Origin of the sequence: Algoriphagus sp. 4150, from assembly GCF_031457395.1 — a bacterium.
Classification (GTDB): Bacteria; Bacteroidota; Bacteroidia; order Cytophagales; family Cyclobacteriaceae; genus Algoriphagus.
Genome location: NZ_JAVDWS010000013.1, coordinates 141,280 through 167,340, shown reverse-complemented (window position 1 = coordinate 167,340; position 26,061 = coordinate 141,280). Strand labels below are relative to the sequence as shown.

Sequence of the window (26,061 nt, the reverse complement as noted above, 5' to 3'; positions counted from 1 at the left end):
CTGAAAATACGTTGGGGCTTTAGTTGAAATCCTTTTTTCATCTTAATTGGTTTTTTGTCCCAACAAAATGTGTCAACTTTATTCAGGGAGTATCACCTTCAATGTCCCGATGGCTATCGGGATTACCAAATCCTATATTGCTTTTGTCTCTTTACTGGCAGAGAAGCGGATAAACATAAAAAACTTCATGATTATCTGAAATGATTCAATAACACTACCTGTTTTGTTCTGGAAGAATGAAGTTGCCTAACCGGACATAGTTATTGCGGCAGATCCGTAACCAGCTTGAAATAAATCCACAAGTATGGATACGGCCTATATGTAATGCTCTGTGGACTCTGTGGTTAAAAAAAGAGGCTGTCTCATAATTCATAATGTCACATTGAGCGAAGTCGAAATGGGCTTAATTGGCACATAAAAAGGCTTCGAATTCCCGCCAAGGCGAGGCAAGCTACTACCAATGACGGATTTAATCTGAGTGAGCAGGTATTGGTATTGTGTCAGTTCGAGCGAAGTCGAGAACCCTTCGATTTCGAGACTCTCGTCTCTCAAGTGCTCAGGATGACCTTAATTTGTCCCTAATTACCTTGCTGTCACTATTCTTTTGTAAATTCTAAATTTTCCTTACTCAGCCTGACAAGAAAACATAATTATGAGACAGCCTCTCTAGAGACTCAGAATCCTTTGTTAGTCTTTCACTTTCTCAATCACCAGATTGTGGTTGGTGTAGATGCAGATATCGGCAGCGATGTTGAGGCTTTCTCTTACCATTTCTTCAGCGCTCATATGAGGAGCAAACTGCTTCATGGCTCTGGCAGCTGACTGGGCATACATGCTTCCGGATCCGATAGTGGCTATCTCCATGTCAGGTTCGATCACATCTCCATTTCCGGAAATAATCAAAATATCATCCTTATCAGCAACGATCATCATAGCTTCCAATTTAGAAAGCATGCGGTCTGTTCTCCACTCCTTTGCAAGCTCCACTGCGGAACGCTTCATATTATTACCAAAAGCTCCCAGCTTCTCTTCGAATTTTTCCAAAAGCGTAAATGCATCTGCAGTAGACCCTGCAAATCCTGTGACGATCTTACCTCCCTGCAATACCCTTAATTTCTTTACACTGCTTTTGGCTACAGTATTCCCCAAAGTCGCCTGCCCATCTGCTCCTATCACTACTTCTCCCTTATGGCGTACCGCTACTACGGTTGTTGATTTAATTTTTGTCATGTGATTGGTTATTGTGAGATGCATACTTACCAATAAACGTACAAAAAGCAAAAAGTCCTGAAATCAGGACTTTTTGGCAGTTTATTATATTCTTTACACCAGGATTCTGACCGGATCTTCAAGTAAGCTTTTCAGCGTAATCAAGAATGCGGATCCTACTGATCCATCGACTACTCTGTGGTCGCAAGACAAAGTCACCTTCATCAAGTTGCCGATTTTCATTTCGCCGTCTTTCACGATTACCGTTTCTTTGATCCCACCTACAGCGAGAATACATGCATCCGGAGGATTGATGATCGCGGTGAATTCGTCGATTCCAAACATTCCCAAGTTAGAGATCGTGAAGGTGTTTCCTTCCCAATCCTTAGGCTGCAATTCTTTGTTTTTGGCTTTCCCTCCCAAACTTTTCGCCTGAGTAGAAATCTGAGAAAGTGACAGGCTATCGGCAAATCTGATGACAGGAACCAATAAGCCCTCATCCACTGCTACTGCCATACCGATATGGATATGGTCATTGTATCTGATTTTGTCGCCTAGCCAGCTTGAGTTCACTTTTGGATGCTGGCGCAAAGCTGCTGCCGCTGCCTTGATCACCATATCATTGAAGGAAATCTTCACTGAAGCGATTTCATTCATGCTTTTTCTTGCTTCTATAGCCTTATCCATGTTGATTTCCATGGTCAGATAGAAGTGTGGTGCGCCGAACTTACTTTCTGCAAGTCTTTTTGCGATCACTTTCCTCATCTGGGAAACCTTCTCTTCCCTGAAGCTTTCTACTCCTATAGCAGGAGCCGCAGTACCTACGGCAGCGCCTCCTTGCGGGGCGGCCGCAGGAACAAAATTTTCCACGTCTCTCTTCACCACTCTACCTCCTTCACCTGAACCGTTCAGCGTGCGTATATCTATTCCTTTGTCTTCAGCCATCTTCTTAGCCAAAGGAGATGCTTTCAATCGATCACCCTCAGCAGTGGCCGATGGCGCGCTACTTCCGGTAGATTTAGCTTCGGTCTTTGGAGCTTCTTCTTTTTTAGCTTCTTTGGCAGGCTCTGATTTTTCTTCGGCAGGTGCTTCTGAAGATTCTGATTTTTGAGCTTTCAAAAGAGTCTCGAAATCTGCACCTTTTTCACCAATCACTGCGATCACACCATCTACAGCAACACTGTCACCGGCTTCTACTCCGATGTAAAGCAAGGTACCGTCGTCATAAGACTCAAGTTCCATAGTGGCTTTGTCAGTTTCCACCTCGGCAATGATTTCTCCGGATTTCACATCATCCCCTACTTTCTTAAGCCATGATGCAATCGTTCCCTCCTGCATGGTGTCAGACATCTTAGGCATGGTGATCACAGTAGCATTGATATTTGACACATCAATCTTCTCTTCAGGAGCTTCTGATTTGGCTGAATCAACCTCTTTCTCTTCAGCCTTAGGTGCTTCTTCCTTCTTCTCTTCTGCAGGAGCATCACCACCGTCAAGTAGGTGCTGATAATCCTCACCTTTCTCACCGATCACAGCTATCACGCCATTCACAGGCACAGCATCTTTTTCTTTAACTCCAATATATAAAAGCACACCTTCGTCGTAGGATTCAAGCTCCATAGTTGCTTTATCAGTCTCGACTTCAGCAAGGATATCTCCCGGTTTTACTGAATCTCCAACTTTCTTCAACCATGCAGCGATCACACCTTCTTCCATGGTGTCGCTCATTTTAGGCATTCTTATTATTTCGGCCATAGGTTATTCCGCGCTATTTCGTTTTTTAAAGTGTCCAAAAATAGTTTTTATAATGGCTTTAATCAAATTTAAAACTAGTAATTTCCCGAAGCATTTCAGCCTCCAACCCACATCTCTCTGGTATGCCCTTAGTAAAAAACATCACCTATACCAGACCCAAGTGGCTGTTTAACGGACACTTAGAGACAATTTACCCCTCCGTTTTCAGAAAAGTTATAGCACCAAATCCCGTAAAAGAGAGAATTATAACAAGCGACGGAGACTTCCTTGATCTAGACTGGTATCGGCAAAACAAGCCAAAATTAGTCATTGTCAGCCATGGACTGGAGGGCAACAGTAGCCGGGCGTATATGCTTGGTATGGTAAACAGTTTTCTGAAAGAAGGGTATGATGTTCTCACATGGAATTTCAGAAGCTGTAGTGACGAGATGAACAAGAAGTTGATTTTCTATCATTCAGGTGCTACGTATGACCTGGATTTAGTAGTAAAGCATTCTTATGATGCCTATGAAGAAATAAACTTGGTGGGTTTTAGCTTAGGAGGAAATCTAACACTAAAATATTTGGGAGAAAAAGGAAACAGCCTTCCAAAAATTCATAGGGGCGTTGTGATATCAGTTCCTCTGCACTTGGCCAGTTCCTCCAAAAAGATCTCGGCTACATCAAATACACTGTATTCCAAACGTTTTTTGAGAAGTCTGAAAAAGAAAGTCATAGATAAATCGGCTGCTCATCCCGGTCAAATTCCGCTGGAAACACTAAGAAATATTAAAACTTTGACCGATTTTGATGATTTTTTCACCGGCCCTCTTCATGGCTTCTCAGATGCTGAAGAATACTATGAAGTGAATTCCTCCCTGTATTTTCTGGATCAGGTAAAAGTACCTACTTTAGTCTTAAATGCCCTAAATGACCCATTCCTGAGTGAAAAGTGCTTTCCCAGACACTTGGCCAATTCGTTGGATATGGTCCATTTTGAGTTTCCAAATCACGGAGGACATGTAGGATTCAGTCCTGCTACTTCCCAAAAAAACTATTACTCCGAGCAAAGAGCAGTTGAATTTATAAGCGCTGTTATCTAACTTCCTGCCAATTACAGTGATAAAAATATGTGTGGACGATACTCCCTTAGCAAAAGTAAAGAAGAACTTGAAAAGAGATTTCAGGCAGAGATGCTGTCAGACCTGAAGCCCAGATACAATATCGCCCCAACCCAACTCGTGCCTGTGATCACTTCACAAAGCCCCAAGGGATTTTCATATTTCTATTGGGGGATCACTCCCGAATTCGGAAAAAACCGACCTGTAGCCCAAAAACTCATCAATGCCAAAGCGGAGACGGTAAATGAGAAAATATCCTTAAAAACAGCTTTTAGGCAAAGACGTTGTATCATTCCGGCAGATGGCTTCTATGAATGGAAGCGTCTTGGAAAAAAAACTTCCGTGCCTTACAGGTTTACTCTTCGTGAGGACGAACTGTTTTCCTTTGCAGGCCTCTGGGAAGAATATGAAGGAGTGAACGGAGAGATTCAGCATACTTTTTTGATAATTACTACCACTCCGAATGCCGTAGTCTCTGAAATCCACGACGCAATGCCGGTAATTCTGGATCAGGCTGCTGAGAAAAAATGGCTGGATAAATACACAGAAGAAGGCGATCTTTTGAATTTGCTCAAGCCCTATCCCGCTGATTCTATGTTAGGCTTTACTGTCTCACCATTAGTGAATTCACTGCAAAATGACAGTCCCTCCATCATCCGAAAAACCTCGCCAATGGACCAACATGGGAATTACACGCTCTTCGGATAGTTTTTTGACTAATCATGCTACTTTTTGCTAGACTAAATTGATCTGGCGATATTGTCAATCAATTTTATGATAATCTAAATTTACATGAAATCGAGCATGGCGTATTCGTCACACAAGTTGTCCCGAACCTGCCTACCGCAGGAAGGCTTGTTTCGGGAGAGTGATGATTATTCACCGAGCGAGATTCCATCCCGTTTCCTTCGTCACGGGACAAGTTGTGGCCAATAGAAAACAATTATAAACACATGAAAAAATCCAGAATTCTGGGAGTGGGTCATTATGTACCGGAGCGTACCGTATCCAACCATGAGCTCTCCCGGATGATGAACACCAATAATGAGTGGATCGTGGAAAGAACCGGGATAGAATCCAGACACTGGTTTACTCCGGGAGTAGACACGGTAACGAGCATGTCCAAAAAAGCGGCTGAAATGGCTCTGGATCGAGCTGGGATGAAAGCTTCTGAAATAGATTTCATCGTTTTTGCCACCATCACCCCTGACTATTTCTTACCCGGGAATGGGGTTTTGCTTCAGCGGGAATTAGACATGGGGACCATTGGTGCCCTGGATATCAGAAATGCCTGCTCCGGATTCATCTACGCACTCTCTGTCGCAGACCAGTTTATCAAGACCGGTATGTACAAAAGAATACTCGTAGTCGGAGCGGAGATCCAGTCATCAGCTTTGGACAAAAGCGATGAAGGCCGCTCTAGTTCTGTGATTTTCGCAGATGGGGCCGGTGCCATAATCCTTGGGGCAGTGGAAGCAGATCAGCCTGGGATTCTATCTACCCACCTTCACTCCCAAGGTGAGCATGCCGAAGAATTATTTTGCAAAGATCCGGGAAGTAGTCGGGAAGTACGCGTTTCCCCAGAATTGATAGAATCAGGAAGTTTTTTCCTAAAAATGAATGGAAATGCGGTCTTTAAGCATGCTGTAGTACGATTTATGGAAGTGATCAAAGAAGCCCTTGACGCAAATAAGCTGGATCAATCAGCGATAGATTTACTCGTTCCACACCAAGCAAATCTTCGCATCAGCCAGTACATCCAGAAGCAGCTGGGATTGTCTGACGAAAAAGTATTTAATAATATCATGACCAAGGGTAATACTACAGCTGCCACTATTCCTATAGCCCTGAGTGAAGCTTGGGAACAGGGAAGGATAAAGGATGGCGATTTGATTTGTCTGGCTGCATTTGGCTCCGGATTCACGTGGGCTTCCGCTTTACTTCAGTGGTAGATGACAGAAAAACCCGGTGAGTTGGATCTAGAACTTTGGCTTGACAGGGAAACAATCCCCCGTCAAAATATGCTCAAAGCTAAATTTTGGGATATTCTGGCGGAGGTGGGAAATTCCATAGATTCTGATAAACTTATAAAAATCCATCCCTCCAGCCGTGGAGTGAAACTGTCGAAAGGAAATGACCTTTTGGGATATCCCTACCAAGTGTTGGATATAATCAGAGACTTTGATCTCTCAGATGGATTAAACATCCGCTTATTAAACTGGTTTGGGCATGGACTTTTCCTATTTGTATTATTGGGCAAAAATCATCCCATAGCACCCTTTCAGAAATTAAGCGAATACGATTGGGCTTTTGACCGGACTCTTACTCCTTGGGAATATCCTGAAATCCTCCTGAAAGGCTCTTCCACGAAATCACCTCCCTCCAATTGGTCAGAAAAATCAACTTTCTGCCAATGGCATAAATCTATCCCTATCTCAGGAAATACCGCGACAATTAAGAAAGAGATTTTGGATGAACTAAAAAAATTGATATTCTTACTTTCCTAAAAAATGGGATAAAGCTGGAATTAACTTATTTTTAAACAGGAATCGAGTTCATTCGTACACTATTCAGATTATCCTTTTGAAAGATTCGGAAAACTTTCTGAATCCGCTCAAAACAACAACTTTATGAAATCAAGCATGACGCAGAACGTCAAACACCGAAATGATTACCCTCCATGCGACCTGCCTGCCGCAGGCAGGGATTCCATGTGGCCTTTGATAGACAATTATACACACATGAAATATATCCTTATCGCACTACTTCTTCTCAGCACTTCAGTGTTTGCTCAAGAAAGCTCTATGGTTCGGCAATACAATTCAGACTCGACCCTGATGGCTACCGGTGTTCTTACCAATTCCACCCGTGAAGGGCTCTGGAAATATTATAATCCCAAGACTAACACCTTACTTACTGAAGGGACCTTCAAAAATGGACTTAGGGAAGGCACTTGGAGCAATTTTTATCCTGACGGTAAAAGAAAATTAGTGGCAGAATATAAGAATGGGATCCTTTTTGGACCATCTAAACTATATGATGCGGACGGAGCATTGAAGAAAGAAATGATTTTTCAGGATTCTGTGATTGTGGGAAAATATATAGAATATTTCGGAAGAACGGGGGTTCCGGACTATGTTGATTCCCGTCAGGTCTCTGTAGAAGGCCAATACGAAAACAGTAAAAAGACCGGTCAGTGGGTGCAATATTATGAATTTGGGCAGGTTGCTGTACGGGAATTTTATGTCAATGGTCTCAAAGAGGGCCCATTTCTGGAGTATGATCCGGAGGGAACCTTGATCACTGAAGGGCTATACAAGGGAGGTGACTTGGATGGAGCTTTCAAAAGATTAACGTATCCAAACCTTGTAGTAGAGGAAGGAAATTATAAAAAAGGCAAAAAGGTAGGTGAATGGACGCGATATTTCACTGGAAGCAAAGCCAAAGAATCCGAAGAGTTTTATGATGAAAATGGCAACAGGGTTGGAACTTGGAAATATTACTACGAGAATCAGCGGCTGGCAAGAGTAGAAAAATATGAAAACGGAATAGCTGTGGGAACTTGGGAGGAATATTTTCCAAACAAGTCAATAGCAAAGCGCAAAACTTATGATTTGGGTGTTCCTGTTGGGGAATATGTAGAATACCACAATTCCGGACAAGTGTCAGTATCAGGCAAATATAGCAATGGCATGAAGACAGGCGTTTGGAAGAGCTTTTTTCCCGATGGCGAGATATACTCCATCGGAGAATACCGAAACGATCTCAAGACGGGTCTTTGGAAATATTTCAACAAAATTGGAGTTTTAGTTGCTGAAGGAGAATATATTCTTGGACTGGAAAATGGGCAATGGGTCTATTATTACGACGGTGGGCAACTCAAATCAGTGGGCAGCTACTCCATAGGTTTTGAGAATGGCATTTGGGGGCTTTTCTATGACAACAAGCAACTTACTCAGGAAGAATTTTGGGACAACGGACGCCTGATGAATACTAGTGATTATAAATCCTATGACGGCAGTGCAAATCTGGATAAAGGTACACTAAAGGATGGAAACGGAACAAGAATCACCTACTACGTGAATGGAAAAAAGGAATCTGAAGGGAATTACATTTCAGGAAAAGCTGAGGGAATCTGGCTTTTCTTCCACGAAAACGGACGCAAAGCATCTGAGGGGCAAATGAAGGAAGGAAGAAAAGAAGGACCTTGGAGGTATTATAATCAAGCTGGAAGATTAGAGGATTTGATCAACTATAAAAACGACGAGATCCAGGAAGAGCCCCTAACCAATCTTCTCAACTTCAATTAAAAAATAGAATATCTGTAATGATTCTTTCAAACCAATCCGGACAGATTACATACACATAATTTTGAATACCAAATAATTACAACTAAATTCAATCACTCTTTCAGCTAGTCCTGTAGGTATTTTTTGACTAATTAGTTAATTTAAGGGTGATTGAGCTACGGACGACAAATTTTAAGTTTTTTGGCTCGGGATAAAACCCGAGCCTTTTTTTATTTTCTTGAATAATCGTCTTCCACCCGCACAATATCTTCTTCATTCGAAGGATGTTCGGGATCTACGTGCATCCATATTTCAGCTACAATCCCCCAAGTATCCAAGCCTACCAGCCTATGTCGTTCTCCCTGCTTCAAGGAAACCGTTTTCCCCAGTTCCATTTTTTCCAAGGTTCCCAACTCATCTGTTTCACTCCGTACTATTCCGGATTCTCCATTGATAAGCTTCCAAAGCTCAGCTCTTCGAAAGTGATATTGCCAAGAAAGACGGGCTCCGGGCGCTACCAGCAAAAACTTAGGGCTTAACTTTTGTTCCAATTGCTCTTCTGAAAGGTCAACATCCTCGAAAAACATTGCTCTGAATTCACGAATCTGGCTTTCATCAAGGACAAAAAAACCACCCCATGGTCTTGTCTGATCCACTTGAGAAATCCTAAATCCCTTATCAGTCAAAAAGTCTCCAACTTTCTGAAATACCTCATCTTTGCCGAGGCCGGCATCCATATTTATCAAATTCATAGTAATAAAAGTGTATTTCCCAAAATTACTTAAATCATTCGAAAAACGAATTTCTCCAAAAGATTTACACATTTGGAATCTTTTAGCGAAAACAAAAGGATAGTCCCCAAGAAATCAACGATATTACAGCATATATACTCTTGTTAACTTATTTTTTTAATAAAGTATTTTTATCAAAATTAAAAATTGCCGTTATTCAGGAATAACTTAGACCTATGAACCTAATTAATCCACAGGAAGTAATCGATAAAATGGATGGAGTGGTAGAAATAAAAAGCTACCTCAACAAAATTAAGATTATTAAGAACCTTTATATAAAAGGAGCCAATACCGCAAGTGAGATATGTGCCGAAGTAGGCATCTCCCTTCCGACAGTCAATTCACTACTCAGCGACCTGATCTCAAGCGGAGAAGTAATCAAGCAAGGACGTGCAGAATCTCAGGGAGGGAGAAAGCCCGATCTGTATAGATTGGCTCCGGACGCTTTCTATGTGCTGTCCGTCGATCTTTCAAAGTACAACATGAACCTTGCGCTGTATTCATGCAATCATACGATTGTCAAAGAGAAGGAAAGTCATAGAATCAGCTTAGACAACGAAAAAGAAACCTTCGAGAATATCTGCCAGCTGATAGAATCGTATCTAATCAAGACAGAGATACCCGCCCATAAAGTAATTGCGATCGGGTTCTCCATGCCAGGACTTACGGACTCCATTGGAGGGGTGAACTACACCTATTTAAGATTTGGGGACAAAACCCTTCTGGAAAATCTGGAAACTAGATTTGCTAAGAAAATATTCCTTGAAAATGATGCTCGGGCAATGACTTTAGCAGAATTTAAATTTGGCACTAATCATAACTACAAGAATGTACTTGGCCTATTTATAGGCTGGGGAATAGGGTTAGGGATCATTATAGATGGCAAATTGTACCAGGGAGCATCCGGTTTTGCGGGAGAATTTAGCCACTCGCCTATCTTTGAGTCCAGGGATGTGACATGCACATGCGGCAAAAAGGGTTGTTTGGAGGCAGTTGCTTCCGGCACTGCAATCGTCAAGATGGCTGAGGCAGCCATTAAATTGGATAAAGACAGCATATTGGCCCGAATGGCCCGAAATCAGGAAGGCGGAATTATTCCAAATCTAGTTGTAGAAGCGGCATTGTCCGGTGATCAGCGGGCAATTACCATACTTTCCGAAGCCGGTTTGGACTTGGGAAGAGGCATCTCAATGTTAATCCAGGTACTGAATCCAGAACTGATAATTATCGGAGGTTCAGTGGCTGAAGCAAATCAGTATCTAATCACTCCAATCCAACAGGCGCTGAATATTTACAGTATGGCAAAATCACGGGAGAAGTCTCAACTTGCACTTTATCAACTTGGTGAGGAGGTAGGATTATTGGGTGGTGTTGCCGTGGTAAACGAACAACTCTTCGAAGATGTAATCAATCGACTGAATTAAACTTCAGCAGCAACTAGACTCATGCGTTTCCTCAACTTACCAAAAACAGTACTCACACTGATTTTAGGATATATTCTAATCCTTCAACTTGGAAACACTCTTCTAGCCCAATCTTCCAATATGGTTTTTGAAAGAATATCCGGTAAAAAATCCGGAGTTACTTTCAAAAACCAACTTAAAGAGGACACAAACAATAATATTTTACGCTATGAGTATTTTTATAATGGTGGTGGAGTAGCCGTCGGAGACTTAGACAATGACGGACTGGAAGATATTTTTTTCACCGGCAATATGGTGGCCAACAAGGTGTATAAAAACCTTGGAAACTTCAAATTCGAAGACAAAACCAAATCTTCAGGACTTTCCGGAAAAACCTCCTGGACTACGGGAGTGACTATGGCAGATGTGAATGGGGATGGACTCCTTGACATCTATGTGAGCTACTCAGGAAAAGGAGATGCTGACAGCCGCCGAAATGAACTTTGGATTAATAAGGGGTCATTCAGATTTCAAAATGAGGCAGAAGCATACGGTCTGGATGATGCAGGAAATAGCACCCAAGCATTATTTTTTGATTTTGACAGAGATGGCGATCTCGATATGTATCTGCTTAATCACCATATTCAGTCAATCCATGAAATGGAATTTTCTGAGGTGAAATCAATCCGACACCCCACGGCAGGAGACAAACTATTCAGAAATGACGGAGGGAAATTCATAGACATATCGGAAGAAGCCGGGATCAAAGGTTCTGCCCTCGGCTTTGGTCTTTCTGTAATTTCCTCAGACGTAAACCAAGACGGCTGGCCGGACTTGCTAGTCACCAATGACTACATTGAGCCTGATTACCTGTATATCAACAATGGAGATGGCACATTCACCGACCAGCTGACCGAACATTTTCAGCATATATCCCACTTTTCCATGGGCGCGGATATCGCTGATATCAACAATGACGGCAAGCCGGACATCTACACCCTCGATATGCTGCCTGAAGACAATGCAAGGCAAAAGTTGCTCTATGGACCTGAGAACTACGAGCAATATGCTCTAATGATCCAAGAGGGATTTTACCATCAAAACATGAGAAATATGCTTCAGGTGAATCTGGGAGATGGATTCTTCACTGAAGTGGGACAGATGGCCGGTATTTCGAACACAGACTGGAGTTGGTCCGCTCTGTTTTTTGATGCAAATAATGATGGGCAAAAAGACTTGTTTGTCACCAATGGCTATTTTCGGGATTACACCAATCGGGATTTTTTGAAGTACAAGGGTGATTACTATTTCAAACAGGCGATAGCAGCGGAAAAAGCCGACACATTGCATCTGGTCACCGGCATGAGTTCAACACCAATTCATAATTATATTTTTGAAAACAACGGGAATCTGAAATTCTCGAATCGCTCCAAGGAATGGGGATTTACTGAAAAGAACTTTTCAAGTGGAGTCGCTTATGCTGATCTGGACAATGACGGCGATCTGGATTTGGTCATAAATAACCTGAACGATGTAGCGGGAATTTATGAAAACAAACTAAATCCAACCAATTACCTTCAAATTCAACTCTATCAAGAGGATCAGAACAAATTTGCGATAGGAGCTAAAGTGGAAATCTATGATGGACAGACACGGCAATTTGCAGAAATTCAACCCGTACGTGGCTTTCAATCTTCAGTGAGTACGAGATTACATTTTGGGTTAGGTGACCACCGTGAGACTGTATCGGTAGAAATCGTCTGGCCGGATGGAAGTTTTCAGTTTTTGGAAAATGTAAAAACAAACCAGCTCCTGAAAATCACAAAGGAAAACACACATCAGAAAGAAAAATCTCCCAATCCCTCCCCTATCTTCTCACTATCTGCAAACTCACCAAACTTCATATCCCAACCGGCAGGGTTCAATGATCTAAAACGTCAGCCCTTAATGATTAACATGCCTAGCTACATCAGCCCAATTCTGGCTCAGGGCGATCTCAACGGAGATGGGAATCCCGAGATTTTTATCGGCGGTACCAAGGGACAGCCGGCAAAGATTTTTACACTAAAGAACGAGGAATGGATTCCCTATCCAGGCTTTCGCCCGTCCGGAGAATTTACTGATGCGGTGGCTATTTTTGAAGATTTCAATGGAGATGGTGCTCAGGATTTGTTTGTGGGAAGCGGCGGCTATCATGACTATTTGAGTTCGGATGAAAGTATTCAGGATAGATTGTACCTAAATGATGGAGCCGGCCAACTTACCCGCGCAGCCAATTTCCCGGACTACACCTTCAGCACAGGTGGCGCAGTTGCTGTAGATGCAAATGGAGACGGAGTATTGGATCTCTTCATAGGTGCCCGACTTATCCCAGGCAAGTACCCGCTTATTCCTCAAAGCAAACTACTGATCAATGACGGTGCAGGTAATTTCTCTGACCAGTCCGCTGCCTATCTTCCCAAATCAGGGAATCTAGGTCTTGTCACCGGAGTAGAAAAAATGGATCTGAATGGAGACGGACTCGATGATCTGGTTATTGTGGGTGAATTCATGCCAATAACCTTCTTGTTAAACCAAAGCGGAAAATCATTTGAGGATCAAACTTCAGCCTATCTTGACAAAACACTCTCAGGATGGTGGGGAAGTATACATTCGGCTGACATGGATGGAGATGGGGATCTCGATTTGATCATAGGAAACTACGGGCTGAACACACAGTTCGAAGCAAATGAAAATAAACTCATCAAACTCTACGCCGCTGACTTTGACAAAAACGGATCGATTGACCCCATCTACGAATGCTATGTGGGAGACCAGGCGTTTCCTTATGCAAGTAGGGATGAACTTTTGGATCAGATGGCGAGTATGCGAAGCAAATTCACGGATTACGCCTCTTACTCCAGAGCAAAAATAGAGGATTTATTCACAGCGCAGCAGCTGGAAGAAGCCCAAGTTTTGGTAGCAAATTCTCTGGAAAGCATGTATCTGGAAAACACAGGATCAGGCTTTAAAGCGAGTCCACTCCCACGTGAAGCCCAGGCTTTTCCCATCTATGCAATCCAATCGTTGGATGTGAATCAGGATGGGAATATGGACCTAATCCTTGGTGGAAATCAGACCTTCACAAGAATCAGAATCGGGGTAATAGATGCCGGACTTGGATTGGTAATGCTGGGTGATGGCAAGGGAAATTTTCACCCACTTTCTCCTTCAGAATCGGGAATAGGGATCAAAGGAGACATTAAGTCGATTTTGCACCTTCAGTCTTCAGGTGAATCAAGCCTTCTTTTCGGTATTCATAATCAGCCAATTCAGCGATACAATATCCCATGAACAGATTTCTTCTAAGTATACTATTTTCTACTATTCTGATTGGCACGCAGCCAAAAGCTGCTACCAAAGAAGTCAATTGGCCCAAACTATATACTGAGGAGTTATTTCATATTACGGAAGTAATGGTAACCGATGTGGCACCTCCTCCTGTGGCTGCCCGGATTTACGCCTATTCTTCATTAGCCTCATACCTCGTTCTAAAAGAATCTGGCGGAAAGTTTCTGCATCAAAATCTGTTGCTATCAACCTATCTTGCCAATCAAAATTTTGAGCAGTCAAAGTTACTCTCCTCTCCTGAATTTGCAGCAATCTATGCTATGCTGAAGGTAGGAGAAGCGATTATGCCTTCCGGATATTTATTAAAAGAAAAGCAACAAACATGGATTGAGAAAGCCTTGAAAAGCAAGATCATTTCCAAAAAAGAGCTCGAAGACCATATAATCTACGCAAGTAAAATAGCTTCTCAGGTGATGGATATTGCCAAAAAGGATGGCTATCTACAGCTTTCTACACTCATAAGATATACTCCTCAAAAGGGAGAGGGATTTTGGTATCCTACCCCCCCTGCCTACATCTCCGCGGTAGAGCCTGAATGGAAAACCATCAAACCATTTTTTATCCAAAATCTGGAAGAATACAAACCTGCTCCTATGGCTCCTTTTGATATGAGCGAAGGCAGCTCATTTCATAAGCAATTGATGGAGGTATACACCACTACGAAAGAGTTGGATGAGGAAAGAAAATTGATTGCCAATTTCTGGGATTGCAACCCCTTCAAAGTAGAATTCTCCGGGCATATGGCAATTGGGGTAAAAAAAATATCCCCTGGCGGACACTGGATGGGCATTACAGGAATTGCAGCTCAAAAAGCAGAACTTTCATTTGCTGAAACAGCGTACGTGCACACACTTGTGGCCCTGACACTTCACGATGCTTTTATCTCTTGCTGGAAAACAAAATACGAAACCGATAGAATCAGACCTGAAACTGCCATCAATCAGAAGATAGACCAACGCTGGAAACCGCTTTTGCAAACTCCTCCATTTCCTGAGTACACCTCAGGGCACTCCGTGATCAGTAGGGCTTCAGCAGTTGTTTTGACTGGCTATTTTGGGGATAATTTCGATTTTATAGATAATTCAGAAGTCTACTTTGGGCTACCGGAAAGACCTTTCAACTCCTTTTTGCTTGCCTCCGAGGAAGCTGCTATCTCCCGTCTTTATGGAGGAATTCACTTTAGGGATGCAATAGAAGAAGGTATTATACAAGGAGAGAAAATCGGGGATATGGTGTGGGGGAAGGTAGGAAGGACAGGAAAATGATAAATCTATATGATTGTCCGCAATCCTGTCACTGGCCATATTTCCCTTGTTTTACTGGACGGAAAACCGAAGACGGATGACCCGCCACAGCGGGCTGGCCGAAGTGACCTCAATGTCCCGATGACTATCGGGATTACCAAAGCTTATGTCGCTTTTGCTTCCTTACTGGTAGAAAAGCGGATAATCATATAAATCTATATCATCGCTATGTTTGTCTATGTGTCTATGCGGTTAAAATAAAAAAAGAAGTTAAGGGTTAAAGATTCTAAGTTGTGTATTGATAATGACACTGGACCTTTGTGGTTTTTGTGGTGGCTAAAAACAACTATTCAACTATAACTAACATACATCACTTTCCACAAAAGGCAAACAAGCTCCAATCAATGCAGCACGCTCTCCCAAGACAGAAATATTAATGGGAACTGGATAGCCCATAGTTTCCAAGTAGGCTCCGGTCGTAGGCAAATAATGCGCTCCTGCCAAACTGATTTTGCCGCCAAGGACTACTCCTTCAGCATGCAACCGGATCAAATAAGGAAACAAAAATTCTCCAAGAGCTCTGCCGAATGTCTCAAATATTTTGATCGAAACTCCCGAATCAACATCAGAAGAAAGTAGGTCCTTTGCTCCCGAAATCTCTACTCCAAATTGTTCCAGTGCATATTTTTTAAACCAGGCTGTTCCCAGGTAATCCTCGGCAATTCCGTCCCTGAACGGTGCTGTCCAGAGCTTTGCATCCTTCACTACCTCATGAACTTTGATAGCTGATCCCAAACCTGTACCTAAGGTGATCCCTACCGAGTTTTGAAAATCCTTTCCCGCTCCGGCATAGCTTTCCCCAACCAGAAAAGCCTCTGCGTCGTTGGTGAATGCCAAATGTGAGGACGGTAAGCCTAAACTTTCTGCCAATAAATCCTTAACAGAAAGCTGAAAAAGGGAAGCCATTTTCCCCTGATCCTTAATCAGAGAAATTCCATTCTCATAGTCATAGGGACCAGGCATGGCTATTCCCACTTTATAGGCGGTAGATTCACCTGCCGCTTTTTTTATAACCTCCGCCCAAGCTGAAATAATACTTTCCTTGTCTCCGAAAGTATCTACATCGGCTTCCTGAAAGCTATCAAAAGAAGCTATTCGACCCTCAAGTTTCACTTTTGCCGCAGAGATATGTGAACCTCCAATATCTACTCCAATGAGTTCCATAGTTAGTCTCTTAAGCTTAATGAAAAAGGCTTGTCACTTGCTGATATTCCTCTAGACTTGTTTGGTTCAGTATCCATTTCAAAATTCAGCTTCGCTCCTTTTTTAAGCTCAAAATAGTTTAGGTAGGTTTTATCGTATGATTTCCCATCCCAAGTCATAGACTTAATATATCTGTGATCCGGAGAATTATTGGGAGCCGAGATTTCAATTGCATTGTCGTTTGCGAGATGGATTTTAGCTTCCTTGAACAAAGGAGCTCCCAGAACATACTCATCGGCACCCGGAGTGACCGGATAAAAACCCAAAGCGGAAAAAACATACCAAGCAGAAGTTTGTCCATTGTCTTCATCTCCGCAATATCCATCAGGTGTAGGACGGTACATCCTATCCATCGTCTCCCTCACCCAGTGTTGCGCTTTCCAAGGCTGAAGTGCATGATTGTACAAGTAAATCATATGTTGGATAGGTTGATTTCCATGAGCATATTGGCCCATTTGAGCCACTTGCATTTCTCTGATTTCGTGGATCACAAAGCCATAGTAGCTTTCCTCAAAGGTAGGCGCACTTGTAAAGATCCCATCCAGTTTATCTACAAAAGCCTTTTCTCCTCCCATCAGATCAACCAAGCCCTGTATATCCTGAAATACCGACCAAGTATAATGCATGGAATTCCCCTCGGTGAAAGCGTCCCCCCATTTGAGTGGATTAAAAGGTGACTGGAACGAACCATCCTCATTTTTGCCACGCATCCAGCCAGACTCTTTGTCAAACAACTTCTTGTAATTCATGGCTCTTGACTTATACAAATCAATTTCTGACTGTGGCTTATTCAGTTTTTTGGCCAATTGATAAATGGTAAAATCATCGTAAGAATACTCCAACGTGCGGGCAGCATTCTCATTGATCTTCACATCATAAGGCACATAGCCCAACTTATTGTAATATTCTACTCCTGCTCTTCCCACGGCTGTCAAAGGTCCCTCATTGTTTGCCCCATGAATCAGTGCTTCATAAAGTGTCTCTATATCGTAATCGTATTCTTCTCCAATTTTTAAGTAGGCATCAGCGACGACTGAAGCTGAATTGTTTCCCACCATCACGTTTCTTAATCCTGGACTTCCCCACTCCGGAAGCCAGCCCCCTTCCTTATAGGCATTTGCCAAGCCTGCTTGGATTTCTGCATTTATATCCGGGTAAACCAGATTTAACAAAGGAAATAAGGCTCTAAATGTATCCCAAAACCCTGTATCAGTGTACATGTATCCGCTTTCCACTTTCCCATTATATGGACTGTAATGAACCACTTCCCCGTCTGCATTGATCTCATAGAATTTCCTTGGGAATAGTAGGGAACGGTACAAACTGGTGTAGAACATTTCGAGCTGGGCGATCGAACCTCCGCCAACTTCTATCTTACCCAACTGCTCATTCCAGGCATCTCTACCTTTGCTGCGGAGAGTTTCAAAATCGCCGGACCCTAATTCCTCCAAATTCAGAAGCGCCTGCTCAGGGCTTACAAAAGAAGAAGCTACTTTCACCTTTACTTGAAAAGCAGCTGATTTCTTTCCAAAACCAATCAATGCCCCTACGTGATTTGCATTTACCGTCAACTTTCCGCTTACCAGTGAGTCTGCTACAGTTTGGGCTAAGGTAAAATTCTCATCAAACTCCAAGACAAAGTAATTCTTGAAATTGTCCGGAACACCACCGGAATTCTTGGTAGAGTAACCTGTTATTCTTTTGTTTTCAGGATCAATAGTGACTTCGGATCCATTATCGAAAGCATCCAAAATCAATGAAGCCTCTTCTCCCGCCGGATAAGTTATTCTAAAAAGCGCAGCTCTCTCCGTCGGTGTGAGTTCCAGGTTGATGTTATGATCTGCCAGATAAACCTGATAGTAATTGGGTTCAGCAGTTTCTGCTTTGTGGGAAAACCAAGATGCTCTTTCATCCTGATCAAAAACCGGTGTACCGGTCATCGGCATGATAGAAAACTGACCGTAATCATTCATCCATGGTGAAGGCTGATGTGTTTGTTTGAATCCGCGGATTTTTTCAGCTCCAAAACTGTACATCCAGCCATCTCCCATCTTTCCGGTCTGTGGGGACCAAAAATTCATCCCCCAAGGCAAAGCTATGGCAGGATACGTATTTCCGTTGGAAAATTCGGGTCTGGAGTCTGTTCCCACCAGTGGTAGGGCATAGTCCACTAATTCCCGTGATTCTGTAGCTGTGATTTTTTGGGCAAAAAGCCCGAATTGGGTGCACAATAAAAGTGCAACAGTGGCAATAATAGGTTTCATCAAAGAGGGTATTAATTCGGGTCAAATTTACAAAGCAATTTTTAGAGTCTGGGGTAGAATTCAATTAGCGGTAATCAATTATACGTAGCTTTTATCTCGGTGACTATTGGAAACTTCCTCTACCCCAGATTCACTCCTAATCGATAGCAAAAATTGTTGAAAGTCTGGATTTACCGAATGCTTAACAATTCGCATCAAGGAGTTAAACCCGGATTTTGTATTAGGTTTTGTTAAGAGACCATTAATTGCAATAAAATCATGCTGTTTGGAGACTGAGGCATAGCAACGCTATGGTGAAGTCGAAAACTGCAACGCAGTGACTGATTTTGAAGCAATTATTGGTCGCAATAGAAATGCTAATGCGGGTTAAACATTTGAAAAATGGGCATAAAAAAATAGAGGCTTTGAATTGAATCAAAGCCTCTATCGGAAAATTACCTATTTACTAACTCAGGTATTAATTTCCACCATCCCACCATACTCTGGTTGCAAATAGATCCCCTCCCATCCTTTCTCTGGCAGCGGTGTAGTTTTCATAATTGGATCCAATTTCATTTTCCCAATACCTCAACCTTCTTGGGATAAAATTACCCTCAAAGGCATTCGGATCTTGAGTTGGAGACAGCTCAGGATAGCCTGTTCTTCTCCAGTTAGACCAGGACTCTATGTGATTCAAATAAGTAGCTGCCCAGTATTCTTCACCGATCAATTTTAACTTATTTTCATCTGAAGCAGAAGCAAACCCACGGCCTGCAATGTATTCTGAAATTATCTCCGGAGTTCTGGAAAAAGACGGATCAAATTCCACCCAAGCATTGATAGCTGCCGCTACTCCATTCGAGAAGTGCTCATTTGCACTGCTGGATATCCAGCCTTTTAGCGCAGCCTCTGCTTTCATTAATTCTACTTCAGCGTATGATTGTAAGTAGTAAGGATCTTCCCAATCAAAATACCTGAGATTTTGCATGGAAAAAATCCTATTCCCTCTTGCACGAAAATCTGCGGTATCTGCAGGAGAGAGTACAGTTCTGATAGTGGTAGAATTATAGCCATTTGGCAACCCTTTTTGAACAGCCGGATCTGTGTTCCATGTAGTGGGATCATCAGGATCACCGGTACCACCGCTTATTATCATTAAACGGGGATCATTATTTTCGACCATCCAATCCAAAAATGTAGCTGATACTTTACAATCCCTTCCATACTTATTGCTATTCCAATAGCCATCATTCAATCCATTTCTATTTATACCTTGAGGCCCTGTTTCGTAATGAATAAATGCTATATCGTCATTAGAGGTAAAAGCACCACTTGAATTTGCTTCCAGAAATACTTCTTCAGCCAAGGTGGGATCCACATTGCTCATACGCATTGCGATACGCATTAATAATGAATTGGAAAATTTCCGCCATTTGTTCAGATCACCAAAGTAAACAAAATCCTGTGCACCAAGCGGAAGGGCAGATTCTGTGAACTTATCCCTAGCAGCACGAAGCTCTTCTACCATTGCACTGTAGATGTCCCTCTGATTGTCATAAGCGGGGAACCAGTTTTCCTCCCCCTGTAACCCTTTACCAGCCTGAAAATAAGGGACATCTCCATAGATATCCGTCATTCTATGTAGATCAAAAACTTTCAATACCGTGGTAGCCGCATTCAAGTTAGCCATAGTAGGGTCATCGGCTGTCTCAGCAATAACCTGCTGAAACAGTCGCATGATTCCGGTATAATGACTTTCCATATATGATCCACTATACGCAGCATTATAGAAGTACTTGTCACCACTGAAATACGATGAAGTTGATCCAATCTGTTGGATCATAGTAGCAGCATAAAGCATGGAAACACGTGTGTTTTCAAATTCAGCCCCGATCCTCAATGTTCCCAGAGAAAATAGGTAAGCCATGTCAATATCTGTAGCTGAATTTTGATCTATGTTCAAATCCAACAATGCATCCTCACTACAGGCTGTAGAAAATAGCATAGCACTTGCCAGTAGGACTGTTCCTAGTGTATTTTTAATTTTCATTATTCAATAATTTTAGTCCGTGAATGGATTAGAAGTTTGCTGAAAGATTAAATCCGAAGCTCCTGTTAGTAGGAAGACCAAAGTATTCCAACCCTTGAGAATTCCCATCGTTTGCATAAGCAGATTCAGGATCTACGTTCGGTACATTTGACCATAACAACGCTAAATTTCTACCAACAAAGGAAAGGGTTAAAGACTGCAGGGGAGTTTTACTGATCACTTTAGCCGGGAAAGTATATCCGAAAGTAAACTCTCTTAACTTGGCAAATGAAGCATCATATACTACATTTTCAGTTATTTGTGCATATCTCTGATAGTATTGATCCAAGAGGTATTCTTCCGGATTAGTTGGGTTCGCCGGTATAATCCATTCCATTGGTTCTCCAGCCAGATTTACACCACTTATCGTTAATCCCCCGTCTCTTCCTACCAATGTATTTTCATGTAAGCCCCTTGAATAAGCTGAACTATTCGTACCGGACATCATATATCCTCCGCTTCGTACATCAATTAAGAAATACATACGAAATCCTTTATAGCTAAATGTATTGCTAAATCCGGCAGAAATCGGATGTCTTCCTTGAGCAATAGTTTCATAACCGTCAGTAGCCACAGGATATCCATTATCATCATACACTTTTTGGCCATTGATCTCAAGCTGCTTAAAGCCCGCAATCATACCTAAAGGCTCTCCTACAATATGTCTTATACTTTCACGCTGAAGTCGGCTGTTGCCCAAGTTGATAAACTCTATAGCCTCTCCTTCTGAATTAGTCCCTAAACTTAAAACCTCAGATACGTTATTCGCAAAATTGAATGAAATATCCCATTTAAAATCTCTTGCGATTGGAGTTATATTTAACAAAAACTCAAAGCCTTTATTTCTAAGCTCACCAATGTTGATTGTAGTTGTATTAAATCCAGATGTGCCAGAAATTCCCGTTGCTAGGATATCATCCTTAGTTGTTCTATTATAATAGGCAACATCAAGTCCTACTCGGTTCTCAAAAAACCTTAGGTCTGCTCCAATCTCATATTCTGTAGAAGTATATGGCCCAAGATTTGAGTTTGGTATAGATTCGTTTTGAATCTGCCCTAAATTACCTCCCAAGTGACCTGCTCCCACTAAACCGTATGTAAGATTTAAAGCATATGGATTTGGAGCACCGCCCCCTGCTTGTCCCCAAGAACCTCTGACTTTAGCGAAAGTGATCACTTCAGGAAAGGTAAACATATCACTTAGAACTCCACTCAAGCTAAATGAAGGGTAGAATAACGTACTATTTGCCCCAGACAAGGTTGAGAATTGATCTTGGCGGGCAGTAGCATTGAAGAAGAGTACGTTTTTGTAACCAATATTTGCAGCTCCAAAATACGAATTGATCCCATACTCAGAAAAGTCATAGGTAATAGATGGAGCTCTTACATTTCTTACACTGCTAAAGAAAGGGATAACTAAATCATTTCCTCCTCCACGTAAGCTTTCAGACGTTCTTCTCATTCGATTGCCCCCTACAAAAACATCAAAATCGAAATCACCAAACGTTTTATTGAATCCAATAAACAAATCAGCATTATCCTCTCTGATTGTCCGCTCTGTCACATAATAATCTCCCAAAGGCTTATAGGCCGTTCCATAAGGCTCGGAAGAGTGATCTACCCGAGACTGAAAATCAAGCCCTAATCTACCTTGTACATACAACCAATCCGTGATGTCATATTTCAGGGATACATTTCCCAAGATCCTGTTTGTCTCATCTTCCCTATAAAATTGATAAGCAGCCCAATAAGGATTGGTGAGAAAAGTGCTTTGTTGGTATCTTAATTCCGTTCCGTCTTCTTTAGCCCCAAATTTATCTGTAGTGCCTCTCATCAGTTCCAATGGAATATGTCCTGGCTTGGTCAGCATTGCGTAATTTGCATTGCCCGGGGCATCCGATAGTCTTGGTCTGTTTTTCGCTTTTTGATTTGAAAACTGCCCTGTAACGGCAAGAGTGAATTTACCAAGTTTTCCATTGATATTGGCGTTAGCCACCCTACGCTTGAAACCTGCATTTGGCATAATATCCTTATTATCCAAATCCGAAAATGAGAAACGATAATTCCCCATCTCATTGCCTCCATCAAAAGCAATAGAATTATTAAAAGTATAAGCAGTTTTGTAGAAATCAGACAAGCCTTCGCCCGTAAAGGAATAGGGGCGGGACACTCCGTCAAATTGAATAACCGAAGAACCATCATATCTAGCCCCCCAACCATTTGTAGCATCTTCTAATGCCTCTTCTGTAGTGTTCGAAACACGTCCATCTCTTCCTGCACCATATTGTCTTTGAAAATCAGTCTGATCCCAAACATTGTCAAACATGACATTAGAACTATATGATACACCAATCCCCTTTCGGGCTGTTCCGCTTTTGGTAGTAATTAAGATTACACCATTTGCGGCTCTTGCTCCATACAGGGCGGCAGCCGCATTACCTTTCAATACAGACATGCTTTCAATATCGTCTGGACTGATGGATGACAGACCGTCCCCAGAATCATTTCCACCCCACATCCCCGCATTGCCGAGGTTGCCTGATTCGATTGGTATTCCGTTAACAACATAGAGAGGCTGGTCATTTCCAGTTAGAGAAGAACCTCCTCGTATTACTACTCGGCTAGATCCTGCCGCTCCGGTTGAAGGGGGTGTTACATTTACTCCCGCTACTTTTCCTGAAAGTGCATTACCAACATTTGCAGTACGAGCTTCTGTAAATCGATCACCTGCTAATTGCGTTACGGAATAACCCAATGCCTTCTTATCTCTCTCCATACCAAATGCTGTAACGACCACTTCACTAAGGTCCGATGCTTCTTCTTCCAGTGATACAAGTAATTCTGTTTGGTTTCCAACAGTGAATTCTTGATCAGAAAAACCTATAAACGAGAACACCAACACCGTGTTTTCATTAACAGAGATAGAATATTCCCCATCCGCATTTGTTGTGGTTCCAGACTTTGTGCTTTTGTCCACAATGGTTACACCAGGTAAGGGGAGACCATCTGATGCAGCGGTCACCACTCCTTTCAATATTCGCTGCTGAGCCTGCGTCGAGACTGAAAGTCCCAACACCATAACCAGAGCAAAAGCAATAGATAAAACTTTTTTCATAGTAGGTGATTGATTGTTAGAAATAGATAAATGGTTATTCTGGCATAGGCTTTTTAGCCTCCTTTAGTAAAATTCTGCAAAACGCAGATTTATCAAAACTAATAATCAGGACCTCGGGCAATCTCCCAGCTTATCAGCTTTACTTTACTAGTAGTTCCATTTTTATTTTTGGGTCCAGTAAAGCTAAATATTTCATAAAATATTCAAAAAGAATTCATCAATATTTTAATATAAATCCAAATACATTTTCTATTTTTTTCAAAAAAGCGCACTAGACAAAATATTATTTTTCATAAATAGGGAATTTTTTACAACTACTAACCTGATTATTAGCCACAAAAGAACCAGGATAAAAAAATGCCTCTCAAATCAATGAGAGGCTTTCACCTAATCTATGTGTGTTAACAAACTATTAATTCACATCCCAGAAAATAGAATTTGTCAACTTATCCCTTCACTTTTATATGCATTAAACAATGGGCATAAAAAAGATAGAGGCTTTGAATTGAATCAAAACCTCTATCGGAATTCTACTTGTAACTATTTATAGGAATTAATTACCTGCGTCCCACCATACTCTGTTGATCCAGGTATCTCCACCCATATTGGAAATTGCATTAGCCAATCCTTGAGGATTGGTAGTGCTTTCCGAAGCAGGATAAAGCTGTCTTCTTGGAATTTGTCCCGATGAGAAATTGCCTGAATAATTCACTGGAGTCAACTCAGGATAACCTGATCTCTTCCAGTTGTTCCAAGATTCCACAAAGTTTGCAAAGATACCGGTGGTGGCCCAAATCTGCTCATTGATCATTTTCAACGAAGCGGCAGGACTACTGATATCCAAAGGATTGTCTGCAATAAAAGCAGTAGCTGCAGAAGCAGAGACAGTTGCTCCACGGAATTTCCCTATGGTAGCCAATGCACCTTCTAAACCTGCAGAATAATATGCAGATGCAGAACCCGGTACTGTAAATCCTCTAGCGGCTGCATCAGCCAGGAGGAACTGAATCTCGGCATAAGTCAAAATAAATACAGGGGCATCACGATCTCTGTAGATTGCAGTGGGTCTGGAGTACTTTCCTATCGGAGCAGGCACGTCATCTTCCACGCTAGGATTTGCAGGACTAGCTCCTGGATAGTTAGGTTCTTTTGTCACGTCTGTATTACCACCCCTAAGGTCGTACCCATTAGGTAAACCTATTTGAACACTTGGATCATTATTACCGGCAGCTGTACCTCTATTGGCAGCCAAACCTGCAGCTGGTACTTCTGCGATTATACGTAGCCGAGGATCATTGTTTGCTTTAAGAAAATCTATCAGCTTTTTTGACCAACGTACTTCATATACATCATCAACGACGTTTAACGCATTTGCACTGGAATTGGGATATCCATTTGTGTCGTCAGACACCAATATAGCTTCATCATCTATTGAAGCAAAAACACCACCTGAGATTGCTTTCTGAACATAAGATTGAGCTGTAGACGGATCCACTTCTACCAATCTCATTGCCATACGCAACATGATGGAATATCCCAGTTTTCTCCATTTTGTCAAATCTCCCCCATAGAGTACATCATTCTTTATTTCATCACCGGAATCATTTATTGAACTGAGTGCGCCCTCAAGATCCGAAAGCATTGCCAAATACGCTTCTGACTGAGAATCATATCTAGGCTGAGTGATCCCTGCTTCCGCCTGTAGTGCTTCAGAATACGGAATATCCCCATAGATATCAGATACGAATGAAAGCGTAAGAACCTTCCAAATTTCACCTACAGCAACCAAGTTGCCATACCCTTTTCTCTCTGCCAACCCCTGCATTTGATATACTCTTGAGGCTGCAGAATAGCCATCATTCCACACACTTTGAATATAACTGTTCGTACTGCCTGAGATTACATATTTATCTGCGTTGGAATAGTAGTTGGCTCCTCCGGTAGAGGTGGAAGCCATCACCTGCACCCACATGCTTTGAAACAAAATTGCACCGGTATATCCTGTCATCATGTTTCCGTAGTTATAAGAAACAGTAGGGAGTATCAGGTTGGGGTCAAATCCGTCCTCATTGGCTCGGTTAGGATCAGTATTGATATCTGCAAAATCCCCATCACAACTGGACACAGCCAATAAAACCCCTGTAAGAAATAAGCTTATATATTTTTTCAT

The 26,061-nt window shown here is 42.0% G+C and carries 17 protein-coding genes; 9 read left to right on the top strand and 8 right to left on the bottom strand.

The genetic code is table 11. The features are described from left to right. Positions 1-687: 687 nt before the first annotated feature. Both hslV and J2X69_RS16545 read right to left on the bottom strand, forming a co-directional pair. Positions 688-1,230: an ATP-dependent protease subunit HslV gene (hslV, locus tag J2X69_RS16550; protein ID WP_310105695.1), complete on the bottom strand. Its 543-nt coding sequence runs from the start codon at positions 1,228-1,230 to the stop codon at positions 688-690. Positions 1,231-1,323: 93 nt separating this feature from the next. Further along, the gene (locus J2X69_RS16545; protein WP_310105694.1) at positions 1,324-2,964 is read right to left on the bottom strand and encodes a pyruvate dehydrogenase complex dihydrolipoamide acetyltransferase; all 1,641 of its coding nucleotides are present in this window, start codon (positions 2,962-2,964) and stop codon (positions 1,324-1,326) included. 122 nt (positions 2,965-3,086) lie between these two features. Here J2X69_RS16545 and J2X69_RS16540 point away from each other — a divergent pair, with 122 nt between their 5' ends. From J2X69_RS16540 to J2X69_RS16520, 5 genes are all read left to right on the top strand, one after another. After that, on the top strand, positions 3,087-4,046 hold the full coding sequence (locus J2X69_RS16540; protein ID WP_310105692.1) for an alpha/beta fold hydrolase: 960 nt from the start codon (positions 3,087-3,089) through the stop codon (positions 4,044-4,046). Between the two features lie 27 nt (positions 4,047-4,073). After that, entirely contained in the window at positions 4,074-4,772 is a 699-nt protein-coding gene (locus J2X69_RS16535) for an SOS response-associated peptidase (RefSeq protein WP_310105690.1), read from the top strand. Between the two features lie 245 nt (positions 4,773-5,017). Then, positions 5,018-6,016 (top strand): beta-ketoacyl-ACP synthase III, encoded by a 999-nt coding sequence (locus J2X69_RS16530; protein WP_310105687.1) that lies wholly within the window; start codon positions 5,018-5,020, stop codon positions 6,014-6,016. Further along, positions 6,017-6,571 carry a hypothetical protein gene (locus J2X69_RS16525; RefSeq protein WP_310105683.1) on the top strand — a complete coding sequence of 185 codons (555 nt, stop codon included), beginning with the start codon at positions 6,017-6,019 and terminating at the stop codon, positions 6,569-6,571. Between the two features lie 123 nt (positions 6,572-6,694). Beyond that, entirely contained in the window at positions 6,695-8,374 is a 1,680-nt protein-coding gene (locus J2X69_RS16520; RefSeq protein ID WP_310105681.1) for a hypothetical protein, read from the top strand. 209 nt (positions 8,375-8,583) lie between these two features. Here J2X69_RS16520 and J2X69_RS16515 read toward each other — a convergent pair whose 3' ends face one another. Next, positions 8,584-9,105: a phosphoheptose isomerase gene (locus J2X69_RS16515; RefSeq protein WP_310105678.1), complete on the bottom strand. Its 522-nt coding sequence runs from the start codon at positions 9,103-9,105 to the stop codon at positions 8,584-8,586. Positions 9,106-9,320: 215 nt separating this feature from the next. On the opposite strand from J2X69_RS16515, the gene J2X69_RS16510 reads away from it, so the two are divergent. Genes J2X69_RS16510 through J2X69_RS16495 form a run of 4 tightly spaced genes read left to right on the top strand, consistent with a single transcriptional unit; the run spans position 9,321 to position 15,394 of the window. Next, positions 9,321-10,568: an ROK family transcriptional regulator gene (locus tag J2X69_RS16510; protein WP_310105675.1), complete on the top strand. Its 1,248-nt coding sequence runs from the start codon at positions 9,321-9,323 to the stop codon at positions 10,566-10,568. Between the two features lie 21 nt (positions 10,569-10,589). Then, positions 10,590-13,880 carry a VCBS repeat-containing protein gene (locus tag J2X69_RS16505; protein WP_310105672.1) on the top strand — a complete coding sequence of 1,097 codons (3,291 nt, stop codon included), beginning with the start codon at positions 10,590-10,592 and terminating at the stop codon, positions 13,878-13,880. After that, entirely contained in the window at positions 13,877-15,202 is a 1,326-nt protein-coding gene (locus J2X69_RS16500) for a vanadium-dependent haloperoxidase (protein ID WP_310105669.1), read from the top strand. The genes J2X69_RS16505 and J2X69_RS16500 overlap by 4 nt, the downstream gene beginning before the upstream one ends. A 9-nt stretch (positions 15,203-15,211) precedes the next feature. Further along, positions 15,212-15,394: a hypothetical protein gene (locus tag J2X69_RS16495; protein WP_310105666.1), complete on the top strand. Its 183-nt coding sequence runs from the start codon at positions 15,212-15,214 to the stop codon at positions 15,392-15,394. A gap of 147 nt (positions 15,395-15,541) precedes the next feature. Here the strand turns inward: J2X69_RS16495 and J2X69_RS16490 are convergent, their stop codons facing one another. From J2X69_RS16490 to J2X69_RS16470, 5 genes are all read right to left on the bottom strand, one after another. Then, the gene (locus tag J2X69_RS16490) at positions 15,542-16,405 is read right to left on the bottom strand and encodes an ROK family protein (protein WP_310105664.1); all 864 of its coding nucleotides are present in this window, start codon (positions 16,403-16,405) and stop codon (positions 15,542-15,544) included. Positions 16,406-16,407: 2 nt separating this feature from the next. Next, on the bottom strand, positions 16,408-18,708 hold the full coding sequence (locus J2X69_RS16485) for a GH92 family glycosyl hydrolase (protein WP_310105663.1): 2,301 nt from the start codon (positions 18,706-18,708) through the stop codon (positions 16,408-16,410). Between the two features lie 457 nt (positions 18,709-19,165). Then, entirely contained in the window at positions 19,166-20,737 is a 1,572-nt protein-coding gene (locus tag J2X69_RS16480; protein WP_310105659.1) for a SusD/RagB family nutrient-binding outer membrane lipoprotein, read from the bottom strand. Positions 20,738-20,765: 28 nt separating this feature from the next. Beyond that, entirely contained in the window at positions 20,766-23,891 is a 3,126-nt protein-coding gene (locus J2X69_RS16475) for a SusC/RagA family TonB-linked outer membrane protein (RefSeq protein WP_310105656.1), read from the bottom strand. Positions 23,892-24,444: 553 nt separating this feature from the next. After that, entirely contained in the window at positions 24,445-26,061 is a 1,617-nt protein-coding gene (locus J2X69_RS16470; RefSeq protein WP_310105653.1) for a SusD/RagB family nutrient-binding outer membrane lipoprotein, read from the bottom strand.

Bases quoted from the DNA above. Each gene is read 5' to 3' on its own strand.
- hslV (WP_310105695.1), bottom strand. From the start codon at position 1,230: ATGACAAAAATTAAATCAACAACCGTAGTAGCGGTACGCCATAAGGGA.
- J2X69_RS16545 (WP_310105694.1), bottom strand. From the start codon at position 2,964: ATGGCCGAAATAATAAGAATGCCTAAAATGAGCGACACCATGGAAGAA.
- J2X69_RS16540 (WP_310105692.1), top strand. From the start codon at position 3,087: ATGCCCTTAGTAAAAAACATCACCTATACCAGACCCAAGTGGCTGTTT.
- J2X69_RS16535 (WP_310105690.1), top strand. From the start codon at position 4,074: ATGTGTGGACGATACTCCCTTAGCAAAAGTAAAGAAGAACTTGAAAAG.
- J2X69_RS16530 (WP_310105687.1), top strand. From the start codon at position 5,018: ATGAAAAAATCCAGAATTCTGGGAGTGGGTCATTATGTACCGGAGCGT.
- J2X69_RS16525 (WP_310105683.1), top strand. From the start codon at position 6,017: ATGACAGAAAAACCCGGTGAGTTGGATCTAGAACTTTGGCTTGACAGG.
- J2X69_RS16520 (WP_310105681.1), top strand. From the start codon at position 6,695: ATGAAATCAAGCATGACGCAGAACGTCAAACACCGAAATGATTACCCT.
- J2X69_RS16515 (WP_310105678.1), bottom strand. From the start codon at position 9,105: ATGAATTTGATAAATATGGATGCCGGCCTCGGCAAAGATGAGGTATTT.
- J2X69_RS16510 (WP_310105675.1), top strand. From the start codon at position 9,321: ATGAACCTAATTAATCCACAGGAAGTAATCGATAAAATGGATGGAGTG.
- J2X69_RS16505 (WP_310105672.1), top strand. From the start codon at position 10,590: ATGCGTTTCCTCAACTTACCAAAAACAGTACTCACACTGATTTTAGGA.
- J2X69_RS16500 (WP_310105669.1), top strand. From the start codon at position 13,877: ATGAACAGATTTCTTCTAAGTATACTATTTTCTACTATTCTGATTGGC.
- J2X69_RS16495 (WP_310105666.1), top strand. From the start codon at position 15,212: ATGATTGTCCGCAATCCTGTCACTGGCCATATTTCCCTTGTTTTACTG.
- J2X69_RS16490 (WP_310105664.1), bottom strand. From the start codon at position 16,405: ATGGAACTCATTGGAGTAGATATTGGAGGTTCACATATCTCTGCGGCA.
- J2X69_RS16485 (WP_310105663.1), bottom strand. From the start codon at position 18,708: ATGAAACCTATTATTGCCACTGTTGCACTTTTATTGTGCACCCAATTC.
- J2X69_RS16480 (WP_310105659.1), bottom strand. From the start codon at position 20,737: ATGAAAATTAAAAATACACTAGGAACAGTCCTACTGGCAAGTGCTATG.
- J2X69_RS16475 (WP_310105656.1), bottom strand. From the start codon at position 23,891: ATGAAAAAAGTTTTATCTATTGCTTTTGCTCTGGTTATGGTGTTGGGA.
- J2X69_RS16470 (WP_310105653.1), bottom strand. From the start codon at position 26,061: ATGAAAAAATATATAAGCTTATTTCTTACAGGGGTTTTATTGGCTGTG.